The sequence below is a fragment of the Rheinheimera sp. genome, from assembly GCF_037442525.1.
GTDB lineage: Bacteria > Pseudomonadota > Gammaproteobacteria > Enterobacterales > Alteromonadaceae > Pararheinheimera.
Genome location: NZ_JBBIQD010000001.1, coordinates 334,549 through 348,905, shown reverse-complemented (window position 1 = coordinate 348,905; position 14,357 = coordinate 334,549). Strand labels below are relative to the sequence as shown.

Sequence of the window (14,357 nt, the reverse complement as noted above, 5' to 3'; positions counted from 1 at the left end):
TGGACCCGACTATGCAATTAAATACACCAGCAGAAATTATTGAAGACATCCGTCAGGGCAAAATGGTGATCCTGATGGACGATGAGGACCGGGAAAACGAAGGTGATCTGGTGATGGCGGCAGATTATGTGACGCCGGATGCCATTAACTTTATGGCGACCCATGGCCGGGGCCTGATTTGCCTGACGCTGACGAAAAAGCGCTGTGAGCAATTGAAACTGCCTTTAATGGTGGATAAAAACCTGTCGCCTTTTGCCACGGCTTTTACTCTGTCGATTGAAGCCGCCGAAGGCGTAACAACGGGCATTTCAGCGGCCGATCGGGCCCGCACTGTCAAAGCGGCAGTAGCGCGGGACGCCAAACCGACGGATATTGTTTACCCAGGCCATATTTTCCCGCTGATGGCGCAGGATGGCGGTGTGCTGGTGCGCGCAGGCCACACTGAAGCCGGTTGTGATTTAGCCCGGCTGGCCGGTTTGGAACCGGCTGCCGTTATAGTCGAAATTCTGAACGAAGACGGCACCATGGCCCGTCGGCCGGACCTGGAAGTCTTTGCCAAAAAACACGGCATTAAAATTGGCACCATTGCCGATTTAATTGAATACCGCAATCTGAACGAAACCACCATAGAGCTGGTCGCCAGCTGCAACCTGCCGACTGAGTTTGGTGATTTCCAGCTGCATACCTTTCGCGACACTATTGACAATCAAATTCATTTTGCCTTGGTCAAAGGTGTGATTGAAGCGGATCAACCCACTCTGGTGCGGGTGCATCTGCACAATACCTTCAGCGATTTACTGCTGTCAGACCGCGGTGCCAACCGCAGTTTTTCGTTGCACTGTGCGATGAAACGTATCGCCGATGAAGGTGGGGTACTGGTGCTGCTTGGCAAAAACGAAAAAGCGGAAGAGCTGATTGAAACTGTGCGCGCTTTTGAAGCGGAGGATAAAGGTGAGCGTGCGGCAGCCGCCCCCTGGAAAGGCGCCTCCCGCAATGTCGGCGTCGGCTCACAAATTCTGGCCAGCCTGGGCGTGAAGAAAATGCGCCTGCTCAGCCAGCCGAAAAAATACCATGCCTTATCCGGCTTTGGCCTGGATGTGGTGGATTATATTTGTGAATAAAAAAACGAGCGGTGATTTGATGCTGTTGTGGTATTATTGCCGCCGTTTTTTTCAAACCCAGGTGCAATGAGGATTTTCCATGCAAGTGATTGAAGCTGGCTTAACCGCCAAAGGAAAAAAATTCGCTATTGTGGTCGCCCGTTTTAACAGCTTTATCGTGGAAAGCTTACTGGAAGGCGCTGTCGATACCTTAAAACGTGTCGGTGATATTGCTGAGCAGGACATCACGGTGATCCGCGTACCTGGTGCTTTTGAAATGCCATTGGCAGTACAAAAAGTGGCTGCCAGCAAAAAGTATGACGCGATTATTGCGCTGGGCGCAGTGATCCGTGGCGGAACGCCACACTTTGAGTATGTGGCCGGTGAATGCACCAAAGGCCTGGCTCAGGTGATGATGCAGTACAGCGTGCCTGTGGCATTTGGCGTTCTGACAGTCGAAAGTATTGAACAGGCGATCGAACGTGCCGGCACCAAAATGGGCAATAAAGGCGGTGAAGCCGCGATGTCTGCTTTGGAAATGGTTAACGTGGTAGCGCAGATCCAGGAATAATGCATGAAACCTAATGCACGTCGTCTGGCCAGAAGTCTGGCTGTCCAAGGCGTTTACAGCTGGCAGGTCAGTAAAAACCCTGTTGGTGATATCGAACAGCAGTTATTGCTGGAACAAAATACCAAACATCTGGATGTAGGCTACTTTCAGGACCTGCTGCGCGGTGTGGCCGTGCATCATGGTACGCTGGATGAAATTCTGAAGCCGTTTTTAGACCGGCCTTTTGAAGAAATTGATCTGGTGGAAAAAGCAGTACTGCGGGTCTCGGCTTACGAGCTGAAATACCGTCTGGATGTGCCGTACAAAGTGGTGATTAACGAAGCTATTGAGCTGGCTAAAGCCTTTGCTGCTGAAGACAGCCATAAGTTTGTCAACGGCATTCTGGATAAAGCAGTGAAACGCCTGCGGACTGAATAAAATGGAGAGCCGGCGAAAGTCGGCTTTTTTATGGGTGAATTTGAGTTAATTCAGCGTTGTTTTGCACAAGCTGGCCGTCAAAGGGCCGATGTGACTATAGGTATTGGCGACGATGGTGCCGTGCTGCAGGTGCGCGAAGGCTGTGATTTGGTGGTGACCACCGACAGTATGATTGAAGGGACTCACTTTTTTCCTGATGTCGACCCCAGGGCTTTAGGGCACAAGCTGGTGGCTGTCAACGTCTCAGACCTGGCCGCCATGGGCGCCGAACCGTGCTGGTTATCGTTGGGCCTCACGTTGCCCCGGGTCGACGAAGCCTGGTTAACCGCTTTTGCTGAAGGTTTAAGCGAAACGGCCGATTATTACAATTGCCAGCTGATAGGGGGCGATACCACTAAAGGCCCCTTGTCTTTGACCATGATAGCCAAAGGCCAGGTGCCTAAAGGCAAAGCCTTAACCCGCGCTGGAGCGAAAGTGGGCGACTATGTCTATGTCACCGGCACTTTAGGTGATGCGGCTTTGGGTTTGCAACTGGTGCAGCAGCAGGTCGAGGTCAGTAAAAAACACAGGGCTCATCTGCTGCAGCGTTTTCATTACCCGACCGCACGGGTGGCGTTAGGGCAGGCGCTGCGGACCATTGCCAGCAGCGCGATGGATATCTCCGACGGTCTGGCCGGTGACATTCTGCATATATTGCGGCGCTCCGGCGTTGGCGCGGTCATCGATGTCAGCCGTATTCCGATGTCGCAGGCGCTCAAAGACAGTTGCAGTGCCGAGCAGGCCTTGCAGCTGGCTTTATCCGGTGGTGAAGATTATGAATTGTTGTTTACAGTGCCGGAGATCCGGCGCAGTTCCCTTGAGGTGTTAGTATCCCCTTATGGTGTGCCTGTCACGTGCATTGGCCGTATCACAGGTGTGGCCGGCAAGCTGGAGCTGAAGCAGGGTGAAGTACCATTGAACTATCTGCACAAAGGCTTTGAGCATTTCTGATGAGCAAGCCAGCTTTTCAACTGAGAAAATGGACACACTTTCTGGCGCTGGGGTTTGGCTCCGGACTGGCACCCAAGGCCCCTGGTACCTTTGGCACTCTGGCCGCTATTCCTTTGGTGTGGCTGCAATCTCAGCTCAGCCCTGTGCTGGCCCTCTGTTGGGTGCTGTTGTTGTTTCTGCTTGGTTGTTATGTCTGCGGTAAAACGGCCGACGACATAGGTGAACATGACCATGGTGCCATTGTCTGGGACGAAGTCGCTGGTTTTAGTCTGGCGATGTGGACTCTGCCTTTTGACTGGCCTTATCTGCTGGCGGCTTTTTTGTTGTTCCGCTTTTTTGATATTGTCAAACCCTGGCCTATCCGTTTGCTTGACCACAAGGTGCCAGGCGGCTTGGGAATTATGCTGGATGATATGCTGGCGGGTGCTATGGCGTTGGGGCTGATTTTGTTACTGGTGCCTTACCTGCCTTTTGGTTAAGATAATTTTTTAACTTAACCCGGTGATCCTTGTGCGTTATTGGCTGGCCCTGTGCTATGCATTTTGCTCCTTCTGGCTGTCTGCCCAGCCATCTTCCATTTATGATTTTGATATAAAACACTGGACCAGTGCAGATGGTCTGTCGTCCAACTCAGTTCGGGCCATCAGCCAGGATCAGCAGGGCTACATTTGGGTTGGCACCTCCTATGGCCTGAACCGTTTTGATGGTCAGCAATTTGTCACCTATAGCTCCAAAACGATCCGCCAATTGCCCAGCAATGCCATCAATCAGCTACTGCTTGATTCCTCGGGGTATTTGTGGATTGGTACCAAAGCTGGCCTGGCGGGAGTGAACCCGGCCAGCCTGAAGTTTGAACGTTTTCCCGTTTTGTCCGAAGTGACCTCTATAGTGCAGGTGGCTGAGCAGGAGATTTGGCTGGCTGCAGACAATTTGTTCCGTGTTAAACAAGGCAAAGTCAGCCGGATTGACTTGATCAAAGAGCCTGTGGTGCAACTGAAAAAAGCCGGAGATTATGTCTGGGCAACGACAGCCCACCATTTGCACCGCATTGGCCCTGATAACAAAGTGTTGACCATTTCCTTACCTCAGCAGCTGCAGCAACATCCCATTTATGATTTGCTCTGGACAGGCCGCAGCTTGCATCTGGCCAGCGAGTCCGGTTATTTCCATCTGAATGAGAATATGCAACTGGAGGTTTGCCCCGAACCCCATACCGACAGTTCGCCCGTCTATACCTTGTTTCGTGACAGTCGCGGCAACGATTGGGTCTCCAGCTATAACAGCTTGTATTACCGGCAAACCAAAGGGCAGTGGCAACGAATTAATTCGGATGAACTGAGTAGCTCGCCCTGGTTCAGTGATGTTTTTGAAGACAACGAACAGAATATCTGGTTGGCCAGTTTCAGCGAAGGTTTGTTCCGGGCTTCCCCAGGTAATATCCGGCGGGTAACAGGACAAGGCCAGCAGGACGCCATAGTCCGATCGGTGCGGTATTCGGCCACACACCAAGGTTTATTAATTGCGACCCAGAACAGCGTCGGCCTGCTTAACCCAGAGCTGAAATTTCAGCCCTGGCTAAACGAGCAGCAGTTGCAGAACCGCAACGTTTACGACTTCGCCGAGTTTCGGCAGCAACTCTGGTTGGGAACTGATAAAGGGTTACTGAGTTTTTCGCCGGCGACAGCGAGCTTACAGCACCCCTTTGCTGAGCTGGCGGATACGCAGCTGCGGGTGGTTCAAGCCAGTCGTGCCGGCGGCTTGTGGGTTGGTGGGGCCACAGGTTTGTTTCATTACGACGGTCGTCAGCTGCAGGCTGCGGCTTTTAATGCACAATTGGAATCGAACTTTGTTACTGTGATTGAAGACACTGAGCCTGGGCTTTATGTTGGCACCACGGGAGGATTGTATTGGTATGCACAACAAAAACTGACCAGAGTTGGGGTCGGTACCTCTTTGTACGGCGCTTATATTACCGGGGTCCTGACATTGCCGGATGCCCGTCTGGTGGTGGCGACCTTGGATGATGGTTTGTTTGTGCGTTCAAAGGCCGGGTTCTGGCGGCAATTTTCCAGCAGCACAGGCTTACCGCAGGAGCCAGTGGTCAGCTTGTTGTTTGATGCCAAAACCGATCTGTTATGGGCCAGTTCGCTCAAAGGCATCTTCAGGGTAAAAAGTGCAGAGCTTGACGGGCCAGATACGCAGCCGCCACCTTTTGAACAGATCCTGACCCCTTATGACCGACAGTTGGGGGCAGCGCCAGGTCGTTGTTGCAATGGTTCAGGCCATAGCAAGGTGGCTCTGTGGCAGGATCAGCTTTGGTACCCCAGCCTGAAGGGACTGGTGGCGGTGCCGCTGAATTTAAAATCTTTGTCCGATAAAACGCTGAAACCTCTGTTGCAGTCCGTGCAAGGTCATCAGGTTTATCTGATACAGCCGGATCAGAGCCGGCTGGTACTGGCGTTATCCGATCGGAATATTTCGTTGTATTACAGCGCACTTGAGTTTCGCAAAGCCAATGAAGTGGAGTTCCGCTACCGGCTGAATGGCTTTGATCAACAATGGCAATACGCCGGGCAGCGCCGGGAGGCCATTTACACCAACCTGCCACCCGGCACTTACAGTTTCGAGTTACAGGCCAGGTACAGCGGGCAAAGCTGGTCTGCAGATCAGCAGCAACAGTTGGAATTGGTGGTGCCCAGGTTGTTTAATGAAACCCTGGTGTATCAGGGCTTATGGCTTCTGCTGGTCCTGCTGATGCTTTACGGGTTCGCCTGGCTCTGGCGGCGCAAAACCCTGCAGCAACAGCAGGAACTGAGCAAGCTGGTGCGCCAGCGCACTTCTGAACTGCAAAGCAGTAATGAACGGCTCTATGAACTGAACGATCAGTTGCAGCAGCTGACGCATAAAGATGCGCTGACTGGCTTACGCAACCGGCGTTTTTTATTTGAACAGTTGCCTAAAGATGCCGAACAGTATCAGCAAAACCGTGAAACCCTGCTGCTGCAAGGCAAATGCATGGCCTTATTACATCTGGATTTAGACCACTTTAAACAGATCAATGATATGCATGGCAACAGTGTCGGCGATGCGGTGCTGCAGCAGGTCAGCGCCTTGTTATTACGGGAGAGCAGGGGTGCCGATTATGTGGTGCGTTATGCGGGGGAGCAATTTGTGTTGGTGCTGCGTGACGTTCAGCAAAATGCGGTGGCTGACTACGCCAGGCAGTGGAATCAAAAGCTGGCGTCGCATCTGTTCCAGACACCAGACGGCCAGGCACTGACGTTAACCTGTTCTATAGGCTATGCCTGTTTTCCGTTGGATTTGTTGGGCGGGCAGCTGATTTCCTGGGAAACGTCGCTGCAACTGGCTGAAATTGCTGGTAAACGCGTGAAATTATCCGGGCGTAACGGCAACGCCTGCCTGAGTTTTGATGCGCAGGTTGATGCGTTTGAGTTTGAAGATGCCGGGCACATCGAACAACTGGTAGAAAAGCTGCTGGCCGACGGCATGGCCTGGTTTGAACTCTACAGCTATCGCCCTTAGACGATAGCTGTAGAGTTAGGCGTTAGCGGGCCAGAAAACGCTGAACTGACTGCAACAGCCCCACACTGTCCAGCCCCAGTTCCGCATAAATCTGCTCTTGGGTGCCGTGTTTAATAAACTGATCCGGCAGCGCCAGATTACAGAGCTTCACCGGCAATTGCCGGGCAATACAGAACTCATTGACGGCCGAGCCAGCGCCACCCATCAGCGCATTGTCTTCGATGGTAACAAAATGGCTGTGCTGTTGGCTGAGCTCTGTCAGCAGTGTTTCATCCAGAGGCTTTACAAAACGCATATCCACCAGGGTTGCATTCAGTTGTTCGGCCACGCTGATGGCTTGTTGCAACAGAGGACCAAACACCAACAGTGCGGTCTGTTGACCCTGACGGCGCACCCGGCCTTTACCTACAGGTAAAGCCTGCATTTGTGCTTCTGGGGTTACACCAGAACCAACCCCTCTGGGGTAACGCACTGCCGCTGGGCCTGGGTGCCTATAGCCGGTGTACAGCATCTGGCGGCATTCGTTTTCATCGGAGGGCGTCATCACCAGCATATTCGGAATACAGCGCATAAAGCTGATGTCAAAAGCGCCCTGATGGGTGGGTCCATCGGCGCCAACCACACCTGCGCGGTCAATGGCAAACAACACATCCAAATTTTGCAGCGCGACGTCGTGAATGAGCTGATCGTAACCGCGCTGCAGGAAACTGGAGTAAATGGCGACCACGGGCTTTAAACCTTCAATGGCCATACCGGCAGCCAAAGTCACAGCATGCTGTTCCGCAATGGCCACGTCAAAATAACGCTCCGGAAAATCCCGTGAAAACCGCACCAGATCCGAACCTTCACGCATGGCTGGCGTAATGCCCTGTAACTTGGGGTCGGCGGCGGCCATATCGCAAATCCACTGACCAAACACATTGGAGAAACTGGGTTTACCGGCTTTTTTCTCCGGTTGTTTCTGTTCGCTGGGGTCAAATTTACTGACGGCGTGATAGCCGATAGGGTCTTTTTCCGCCGGCAGGTAGCCTTTGCCTTTTTTGGTCACCACATGCAGCAGCTGTGGGCCTTTCATATTGCGCATATTGCGGATGGTGTCGACCAGACTGATCACATCATGGCCGTCAATCGGGCCTATGTAGTTAAAACCCAGCTCTTCAAAAAAGGTGCCAGGGGTCACCATGCCCTTAAAGTGTTCTTCGGCGCGACTGGCCAGCTCATGCAAAGGCGGCACATTACGCAGAATCTTCTTACCGCCTTCGCGCAGATTAGTGTAAAAGTTACCAGACAAAATACGGGCAAAATAGCGGTTCAGTGCACCGACGTTTTCTGAAATCGACATTTCGTTGTCGTTCAGTATCACCAGCATATCAGGTTTGACTTCACCGGCATGGTTTAAGGCCTCAAACGCCATACCTGCTGTAATGGCACCATCGCCAATCACAGCCACCACTTTGCGGTTTTTTTGCTCCGCTTTGGCGGCAATGGCCATACCCAAGGCTGCGCTGATCGAGGTGCTGGAATGACCGACACTCAATACATCGTATTCACTTTCTTCACGCCAGGGGAACGGATGTAAACCATCTTTCTGGCGGATGCTGTGCATTTGATCGCGGCGACCGGTCAGAATTTTATGAGGGTAGGCCTGATGGCCCACATCCCAGATCAACCGGTCAAAAGGGGTGTTATACACATAATGCAACGCTGTGGTCAGTTCAATGGTTCCCAGGCCAGAGGCAAAGTGGCCGCTGCTTTGACTGACGGTTTTCAGCAAAAAGGCGCGCAGCTCGTCGCAGAGCTGGACTAACTGATCCTGAGGGATCTGACGGAGTTCGGCAGGCCAGTTGGCTTGGGCCAATAAAGGAAAATCGTGAACTTCTGAAGCCATGGAAAATGCCTGTATTAATACTGTCGAGCTATCACATACTGTGCCAAACCGGCCAGTGCTGTGGTGTCATAAGGCAAGGAGTGTAACTCAGCCTGAGCTTGTTCGACCAGCTGAATTGCCTTTTGTTTTGCCTGGTCCAGGCCTAACAGGGAAGGGTAAGTCGCCTTATTGGCCTTTTGGTCGGAACCTGCGGTTTTGCCAAGCACTGCGGTATCGCCTTCAATATCCAGAATGTCATCCTGAACCTGAAAGGCCAGACCTATGGCCCGGCTGTACCTCACCAGGGCTGTCAGGTGTTGCTCGTTGTCGGCCGGACTGGCCAGATAGGCAAAACGGATAGCGCATTCAATCAGCGCGCCGGTTTTCAGCCGGTGCATTTGCTCCAGCGCGTCCAGCGTCATCTTTTTATCCGTATGGGCAAGATCGATGGCCTGACCACCACACATGCCGTTGTAGCCGGATAGCAGCGCCAGTTGCTGCACCATGGCAACAATACGTGGTGCGGATACGCTCTGGTAAGGGTGCAGGCTTAACCACTCAAAAGCCAAGGCTTGCAAGGCATCCCCAGCCAGAATGGCATTGGCTTCGTCGAAGGCTTTATGGCAGGTGGGTTTACCGCGGCGCAAATCGTCGTTGTCCATGGCCGGCAAATCATCATGGATCAGCGAGTAGGTATGCAAGGCTTCAATGGCGCAGGCCGGGCCGTCCAGGTCAGTCAGGCTGGCGCCGAGCATCTGCCCACAACTGTAGACCAGGTAAGGACGTAAACGTTTGCCGCCAAGCAACAGGCTATAGCGCATCGCCTCCAACAAAACCGGGTCTGAGACCGGGCGGGCATCCAACTGCTGGGTCAGCAGTTGCTCCAACCGCTGCTGGTAGTGAGATAAAGCAACCAACATCTGTTATTCCTCAACCGGGTTGAAGGTCTGCAGACTTTCTTCACCTTGTTGGTCCAGCAGGATCTGCACTTTCTGCTGCGCTGCCTGCAATTGCTGCTGACTTTGCCGTACCAGCGTAATACCACGTTCAAATTGCGCCAGCGCCTGATCAAGCTGCAGGTCGCCTTGTTCCAGTTGCTGAACTATCTGTTCCAGTTCGGTCAGACCTTGTTCAAACTGGCTGAAATCTGTTTTTTTCTTTGTCATTGTTTTTTGCCCGAAAGTCGGTGTGCAACCCAAGCTGAGCGCGTTATTATGAGCAATCTGTGGCAGCTTGGGAAAGGATAAATCAGTTCAGTGCTGAAATTCTTGTTCAACAATCCGATAGTTTTGCCGATAACTCATTATAAGCTAAGATAAAACCGAAAATTTGCCGGTCGTTTTGGGGGATAAACCGTGGATTTAGCAACCGTCATTGGTTTGATTGCGACTATGGGCATGATGGTCTGGGCTATGTGGCTCAGCTCCAGTGGCAGCATAGGCATGTTTTATGACTTCGTGTCTATTGTTATTGTATTTGGCGGCAGCTTTACCGCGGTGATCATTAAATTCACCTTTTCCCAACTGGCTGATGCAATGAAAGCCATCAGCAAAGCCTTTATGTTCAAAATTGAGTCGCCGGAAGAGCTGATTGAAAAAGCGGTGCAACTGGCGGACTCAGCCCGTAAAGGCGGTTTTCTGGCACTGGAAGAGGCGGAGATCCCCAATCCCTTTATGCAAAAGGGCATCAATATGCTGGTCGATGGCCATGATGCTGATGTGGTGCGCGGCACGCTGGAAAAAGATATCGAACTGACCTACAGCCGGCATGAGTCGGCCATTGGGGTGTTTAAACAGCTGGGCGACCTCGGCCCCGCTATGGGGATGATCGGCACCCTGATTGGCCTGGTGGCCATGTTGTCCAATATGTCAGACCCCAAAGCCATAGGTCCGGCCATGGCGGTGGCCTTGTTGACGACCTTGTATGGGGCTATTCAGGCCAACTGTATTTTTCTGCCTCTGTCCGAAAAAATGGCGGTGCGTAACGAAGAGGAAAAGACCAACAGCGAACTGATCCTGGATGCCATTATGGGGATTCAGGATGGTCAAAACCCCAAAGTCATCGAAAGCTTGCTGCGCAATTATCTGGCGTCGAAAAAACGTGAAGTGGCACCGGCTGAGTAGGAGCATCACTGATGGCAAAATGTAAAAAATGTCCACCGCCGGGTTTACCGGCCTATATGGGCACCTTTGCCGACTTAATGTCTCTGCTGATGTGTTTTTTCGTGTTGTTGCTGTCATTTTCTGAAATGGATGTACTGAAATTCAAACAAATTGCCGGCTCCATGCAATATGCCTTTGGTGTGCAAAATAAAATTGAAGTCAAAGATATTCCCAAAGGCACCAGTGTCATTGCGATGGAGTTCAGGCCAGGCCGGCCGGATCCCACCCCTATTGACTCCATTCAGCAGCAAACGGTGGAAATGACCCAACAGATGTTGAATTTCCAGGCTGGTAAAGAAGATTCTGCCGGTGGCCGTCAGGAGCAACGGGAAGACAAAACCGGCGGCCAATCCACCAGTACAGCTGAACAACCGTTGGATAATCCGGAATCCATGGCCGGTGAAATGCAGGAGCAAACCAACGAGCTGCTGAAAAAAATTGCAGAACAGCTGGAAAAACAAATTATGGATGGGGCTATCGAGCTGGAGTCTTTAGGTCAGCAGATTATTATCCGGATCCGGGAAAATGGTTCCTTCCCGTCAGGTTCGTCCTTTTTACAGCCACGCTTTAAGCCGATTATCCAGGAAATAGGTGCCCTGATTAAAGACGTGCCCGGTGAAATTACCGTGTCTGGTCATACAGACGATGATCAGGTGTCGGATGAGCTGCACAGCAACAACTGGGACTTGTCGGCCGCGCGGGCCGTCTCAGTGGCGTCAGAAATGATTAAAGCGCCGGGTTTTGATAAAAATCGCCTGGTGGTGGTCGGTCATGCGGACACCCGCCCGCTGGTCCCCAACGACAGTACAGAAAACCGCAAGCGCAACCGCAGGGTTGAAATTGCCATACTGCAAGGCAAAGCGAAGGAATCAGAGCCCATTAGTCTGGAACCCCAACCTCAAAGCAACTGACAGTCAGGGCAGGGCGCGGTATAATCCGCGCCCTTGTTTTTCAGGCCCCTTATAAGTACAGAGTCAGCTGATGGAATTTTTAATTAAACTGCACCCGGAAATTTCGATTAAGTCGCAGTCGGTACGTAAGCGCCAGACGAAGTTGCTGGAACAAAACTTAAAAACCATTCTGTTGCGTCTGCACCCTGAGACCACAGTTCAGAACAACTACGACCATCTGGTGGTGCGCTGCCCGTCCGACGATGCCAAATTGCAGCAACGTATGGTGGAGCACCTGCAGTGCATTCCAGGCATAGTGCAATTTATGGCCATGCAGTCCAGTGGCTTTGATTCCTTACACGATATCTTTGAAAAAGTATTGCCTGTGTACCGGTCGCGGCTGGAAGGCAAAAGCTTTTGTGTACGTGTGCGTCGTCAGGGCAACCATGAGTTCAGCTCGCTCGACGCCGAGCGCTATATTGGTGGCGGCCTGAACCAGCATATTGCATCGGCACGGGTGCAGCTGAAAAAGCCGGATGTCACAGTGCTGCTTGAGATCCGCAAAGACAAATTACTGCTGGTCAGTGAAGCCTATGAAGGCATGGGCGGCTTTCCTATTCCGAGTCAGACTGATGTGTTGTCCCTGATCTCTGGTGGTTTTGATTCGGCAGTGGCCAGCTACCTGATGATCCGCAAAGGTCTGCGTACTCACTACCTGTTTTTTAATCTGGGTGGCCCGGCCCACGAGACCGGCGTCCGGCAAATGGCCTTTTACCTGTGGCAAAAGTTTTCGTTGTCGCACAAAGTGAAATTTGTCAGTGTCGATTTTGCGCCTGTGGTCAATGAGATCCTCGAAAAAATAGACAATGGCCTGATGGGCGTGGTGCTGAAACGCCAGATGATGCGCGCCGCTGCTGTGGTGGCAGAGCGTTTGGGCATTCAGGCTATTGTCACAGGCGAGAGTATTGGGCAGGTGGCCAGCCAGACCATTACCAACCTGAATGTGATAGACCGGGCCACTGAAACTCTGGTGCTGCGGCCTTTATTAGCGCAGGACAAGCAGGAGATTGTCGACCTGTGCCGGAAAATCGGGGCCGAAGATATGGCCAAAACCATGCCGGAGTACTGTGGTGTGATCTCGAAAAGCCCGACTGTCAGTGCCAAGTTAGCTGATGTAGAGAGGGCTGAACAGGCGCTGGACTTCAGCATGCTGCAGCAACTGGCGATGGACGCCAAAGTGATGGATATCCGCACTGTGGAGTACCAGGCCAGCCAGCAGGTGCAGACGGTACTGGATGAACAGCAGATGGCCGCAGACGCCATTATTCTGGATATCCGCGCGCCGGAAGAGGCGGACGAGCAGCCGCTGCACGCCAGCCACCAGGTGCAGGAACTGCCATTTTTCCGCCTGGCCAGTCAGTTTTCTGCATTGGATCAGAACAAGCAGTACTTCCTGTATTGCCAGCGTGGGGTGATGAGCCGCTTGCAGGCACTGCTGCTGGCCGAGCAAGGCTATGCCAATGTTGGGGTTTACCGAGGCAACGACAAGCTTTGATCGCCAGCCCGCAGCGCCTGATACAGCGCCTGATGAGCAGGTAAAGTCAGGCCTGCTTCATCGGCGCGTTGCAGCAGGTAGCCGGTAATGGCATCCAGCTCCAGCGGCCGGCCATGGGTTTTATCCTGCTGCATCGATGAATAATTTCCGGCGGTAGTGCCAATCACTGAATACACCAGACTGCTGATATCTGCCTGATCAAAGGCCTGACCATAGTGCTGAGCAACCGCAATAAATTCGCTGAGCAGCTGCGTGATCAGGGCCTGATACTGCGGCTGCGCCAGTTCGCCATTGCGGATTTGATGCACTGCAGTCAGCGGATTGATCACGCAGTTAATCGCCAGTTTACGCCATAACAGTGGGGTGATGTCGTCCACCAGGGTCAGAGGTGCAAAAGCCAGTGCCATGGCGCTGGTTACCCACTGGGCACTGAGGGGGTCGGTTGCTTTCAGGCTCGCCAGGTATGAGGGGCCCGAGCCCGTATGGCGGATCTGTGATTCTGAGGGTTTAAAGGCAGCCTGACTGGTGCTGACAAACCAGAGGCCCTGCGCCGGGCTTAGCAGCGGCAGTACCTGCTCGATAGTGCCCATACCATTGTGGCAAAGCACCACTTGGGCATCGGCCGACAATAACGGCAGCAACTGTCTGATTGCAGGCAGCACGGCATAAGCTTTGACCGGAATCAAAACCAGCCGGATTGGGGCTGTGGCAGCGGGTAGTTCAATCTGCTGCAGCCCTTGTTGCTGTTGTTCAAACTGATAACGGAAGGGACCTGGCTGGCGTCGGAACAGCTGAACTTGTTGCTGGCTCAGATGCAAACGGCTGGCCGCCAACAAACCTATAGCGCCCTGGCCGACCACAGTCCATACCGGCTTCACAGATGGTGGCCGTGGCGGCGGATACGCCAGATACGCCAGATATAAAACAGCAGGTAAAATGCGGCCACGCCGCACAAATCGGCCACCCAATCCCACAGTTCAGCTTTGCGGCCGCGGGTAAAGCTTTGCTGCAAAAACTCAATGGCAACGCCGTAACTGGCAAGCAACAACACGGCTTGCCAGAGTCTTGGCTTATAGCTCCATTGCAATAAGGCGGACAAAGCAAAAAAAATCGTGAAGTGAAGATGTTTGTCGTATTGGTTCAGATTCAGACCGCTGTTTTTTATCTCTGCCAGAAACCCGTAAGTGACAGCCGCAAAGCCAACCAGGCAGATCAGATGATAAAGATGACGTTTCACACAGAGCTCGTTGCAAAAAGACCTG

The 14,357-nt window shown here is 52.6% G+C and carries 14 protein-coding genes; 9 read left to right on the top strand and 5 right to left on the bottom strand.

Annotated elements, in window-relative coordinates; translation table 11 throughout:
* Positions 1-11 precede the first annotated feature (11 nt).
* The 6 genes from ribBA (at position 12) to WKJ03_RS01525 (ending at position 6,621) form a co-directional block, all read left to right on the top strand.
* A complete protein-coding gene (gene ribBA, locus WKJ03_RS01550; protein ID WP_337840397.1) occupies positions 12-1,121 on the top strand; it encodes a bifunctional 3,4-dihydroxy-2-butanone-4-phosphate synthase/GTP cyclohydrolase II in 1,110 nt (369 codons plus the stop codon).
* Between the two features lie 79 nt (positions 1,122-1,200).
* Entirely contained in the window at positions 1,201-1,671 is a 471-nt protein-coding gene (ribE, locus tag WKJ03_RS01545; protein ID WP_337840396.1) for a 6,7-dimethyl-8-ribityllumazine synthase, read from the top strand.
* 3 nt (positions 1,672-1,674) lie between these two features.
* Entirely contained in the window at positions 1,675-2,088 is a 414-nt protein-coding gene (gene nusB / locus WKJ03_RS01540) for a transcription antitermination factor NusB (RefSeq protein WP_337840395.1), read from the top strand.
* Positions 2,089-2,118: 30 nt separating this feature from the next.
* Entirely contained in the window at positions 2,119-3,078 is a 960-nt protein-coding gene (gene thiL, locus WKJ03_RS01535) for a thiamine-phosphate kinase (protein WP_337840394.1), read from the top strand.
* Entirely contained in the window at positions 3,078-3,557 is a 480-nt protein-coding gene (locus WKJ03_RS01530; RefSeq protein WP_337840393.1) for a phosphatidylglycerophosphatase A, read from the top strand. The genes thiL and WKJ03_RS01530 overlap by 1 nt, the downstream gene beginning before the upstream one ends.
* Positions 3,558-3,588: 31 nt before the next feature.
* Positions 3,589-6,621 carry a diguanylate cyclase gene (locus tag WKJ03_RS01525; protein ID WP_337840392.1) on the top strand — a complete coding sequence of 1,011 codons (3,033 nt, stop codon included), beginning with the start codon at positions 3,589-3,591 and terminating at the stop codon, positions 6,619-6,621.
* Positions 6,622-6,643: 22 nt separating this feature from the next.
* Here WKJ03_RS01525 and dxs read toward each other — a convergent pair whose 3' ends face one another.
* From dxs to WKJ03_RS01510, 3 genes are read right to left on the bottom strand one after another with little or no spacing between them, the layout of a single operon-like run.
* A complete protein-coding gene (gene dxs, locus WKJ03_RS01520) occupies positions 6,644-8,509 on the bottom strand; it encodes a 1-deoxy-D-xylulose-5-phosphate synthase (RefSeq protein WP_337840391.1) in 1,866 nt (621 codons plus the stop codon).
* Between the two features lie 14 nt (positions 8,510-8,523).
* The gene (gene ispA, locus WKJ03_RS01515) at positions 8,524-9,408 is read right to left on the bottom strand and encodes a (2E,6E)-farnesyl diphosphate synthase (RefSeq protein ID WP_337840390.1); all 885 of its coding nucleotides are present in this window, start codon (positions 9,406-9,408) and stop codon (positions 8,524-8,526) included.
* A gap of 3 nt (positions 9,409-9,411) precedes the next feature.
* Complete coding sequence (locus WKJ03_RS01510; protein WP_337840389.1) at positions 9,412-9,654, bottom strand: exodeoxyribonuclease VII small subunit; 243 nt, start codon at positions 9,652-9,654, stop codon at positions 9,412-9,414.
* Between the two features lie 189 nt (positions 9,655-9,843).
* On the opposite strand from WKJ03_RS01510, the gene pomA reads away from it, so the two are divergent.
* The 3 genes from pomA (at position 9,844) to thiI (ending at position 13,095) form a co-directional block, all read left to right on the top strand.
* Positions 9,844-10,611 (top strand): flagellar motor protein PomA, encoded by a 768-nt coding sequence (gene pomA, locus WKJ03_RS01505; protein ID WP_337840388.1) that lies wholly within the window; start codon positions 9,844-9,846, stop codon positions 10,609-10,611.
* A gap of 11 nt (positions 10,612-10,622) precedes the next feature.
* A complete protein-coding gene (locus tag WKJ03_RS01500) occupies positions 10,623-11,561 on the top strand; it encodes a flagellar motor protein MotB (protein WP_337840387.1) in 939 nt (312 codons plus the stop codon).
* A 70-nt stretch (positions 11,562-11,631) separates the two neighbouring features.
* Positions 11,632-13,095: a tRNA uracil 4-sulfurtransferase ThiI gene (thiI, locus tag WKJ03_RS01495; RefSeq protein ID WP_337840386.1), complete on the top strand. Its 1,464-nt coding sequence runs from the start codon at positions 11,632-11,634 to the stop codon at positions 13,093-13,095.
* Here thiI and WKJ03_RS01490 read toward each other — a convergent pair.
* Positions 13,071-13,973, bottom strand: coding sequence for a 2-dehydropantoate 2-reductase (locus tag WKJ03_RS01490; protein WP_337840385.1), 903 nt, complete (start codon positions 13,971-13,973; stop codon positions 13,071-13,073). The two genes, thiI and WKJ03_RS01490, sit on opposite strands and share 25 nt — an antisense overlap.
* Positions 13,970-14,332 (bottom strand): VanZ family protein, encoded by a 363-nt coding sequence (locus tag WKJ03_RS01485; RefSeq protein WP_337840384.1) that lies wholly within the window; start codon positions 14,330-14,332, stop codon positions 13,970-13,972. The genes WKJ03_RS01490 and WKJ03_RS01485 overlap by 4 nt, the downstream gene beginning before the upstream one ends.
* Positions 14,333-14,357: the final 25 nt, after the last annotated feature.

What these genes read in the sequence shown, in the direction of transcription:
- WKJ03_RS01510 (WP_337840389.1), bottom strand. Translation starts at nt 9,654, where the DNA reads ATGACAAAGAAAAAAACAGATTTCAGCCAGTTTGAACAAGGTCTGACC.
- ribBA (WP_337840397.1), top strand. Translation starts at nt 12, where the DNA reads ATGCAATTAAATACACCAGCAGAAATTATTGAAGACATCCGTCAGGGC.
- thiI (WP_337840386.1), top strand. Translation starts at nt 11,632, where the DNA reads ATGGAATTTTTAATTAAACTGCACCCGGAAATTTCGATTAAGTCGCAG.
- dxs (WP_337840391.1), bottom strand. Translation starts at nt 8,509, where the DNA reads ATGGCTTCAGAAGTTCACGATTTTCCTTTATTGGCCCAAGCCAACTGG.
- WKJ03_RS01530 (WP_337840393.1), top strand. Translation starts at nt 3,078, where the DNA reads ATGAGCAAGCCAGCTTTTCAACTGAGAAAATGGACACACTTTCTGGCG.
- thiL (WP_337840394.1), top strand. Translation starts at nt 2,119, where the DNA reads ATGGGTGAATTTGAGTTAATTCAGCGTTGTTTTGCACAAGCTGGCCGT.
- ribE (WP_337840396.1), top strand. Translation starts at nt 1,201, where the DNA reads ATGCAAGTGATTGAAGCTGGCTTAACCGCCAAAGGAAAAAAATTCGCT.
- ispA (WP_337840390.1), bottom strand. Translation starts at nt 9,408, where the DNA reads ATGTTGGTTGCTTTATCTCACTACCAGCAGCGGTTGGAGCAACTGCTG.
- WKJ03_RS01500 (WP_337840387.1), top strand. Translation starts at nt 10,623, where the DNA reads ATGGCAAAATGTAAAAAATGTCCACCGCCGGGTTTACCGGCCTATATG.
- nusB (WP_337840395.1), top strand. Translation starts at nt 1,675, where the DNA reads ATGAAACCTAATGCACGTCGTCTGGCCAGAAGTCTGGCTGTCCAAGGC.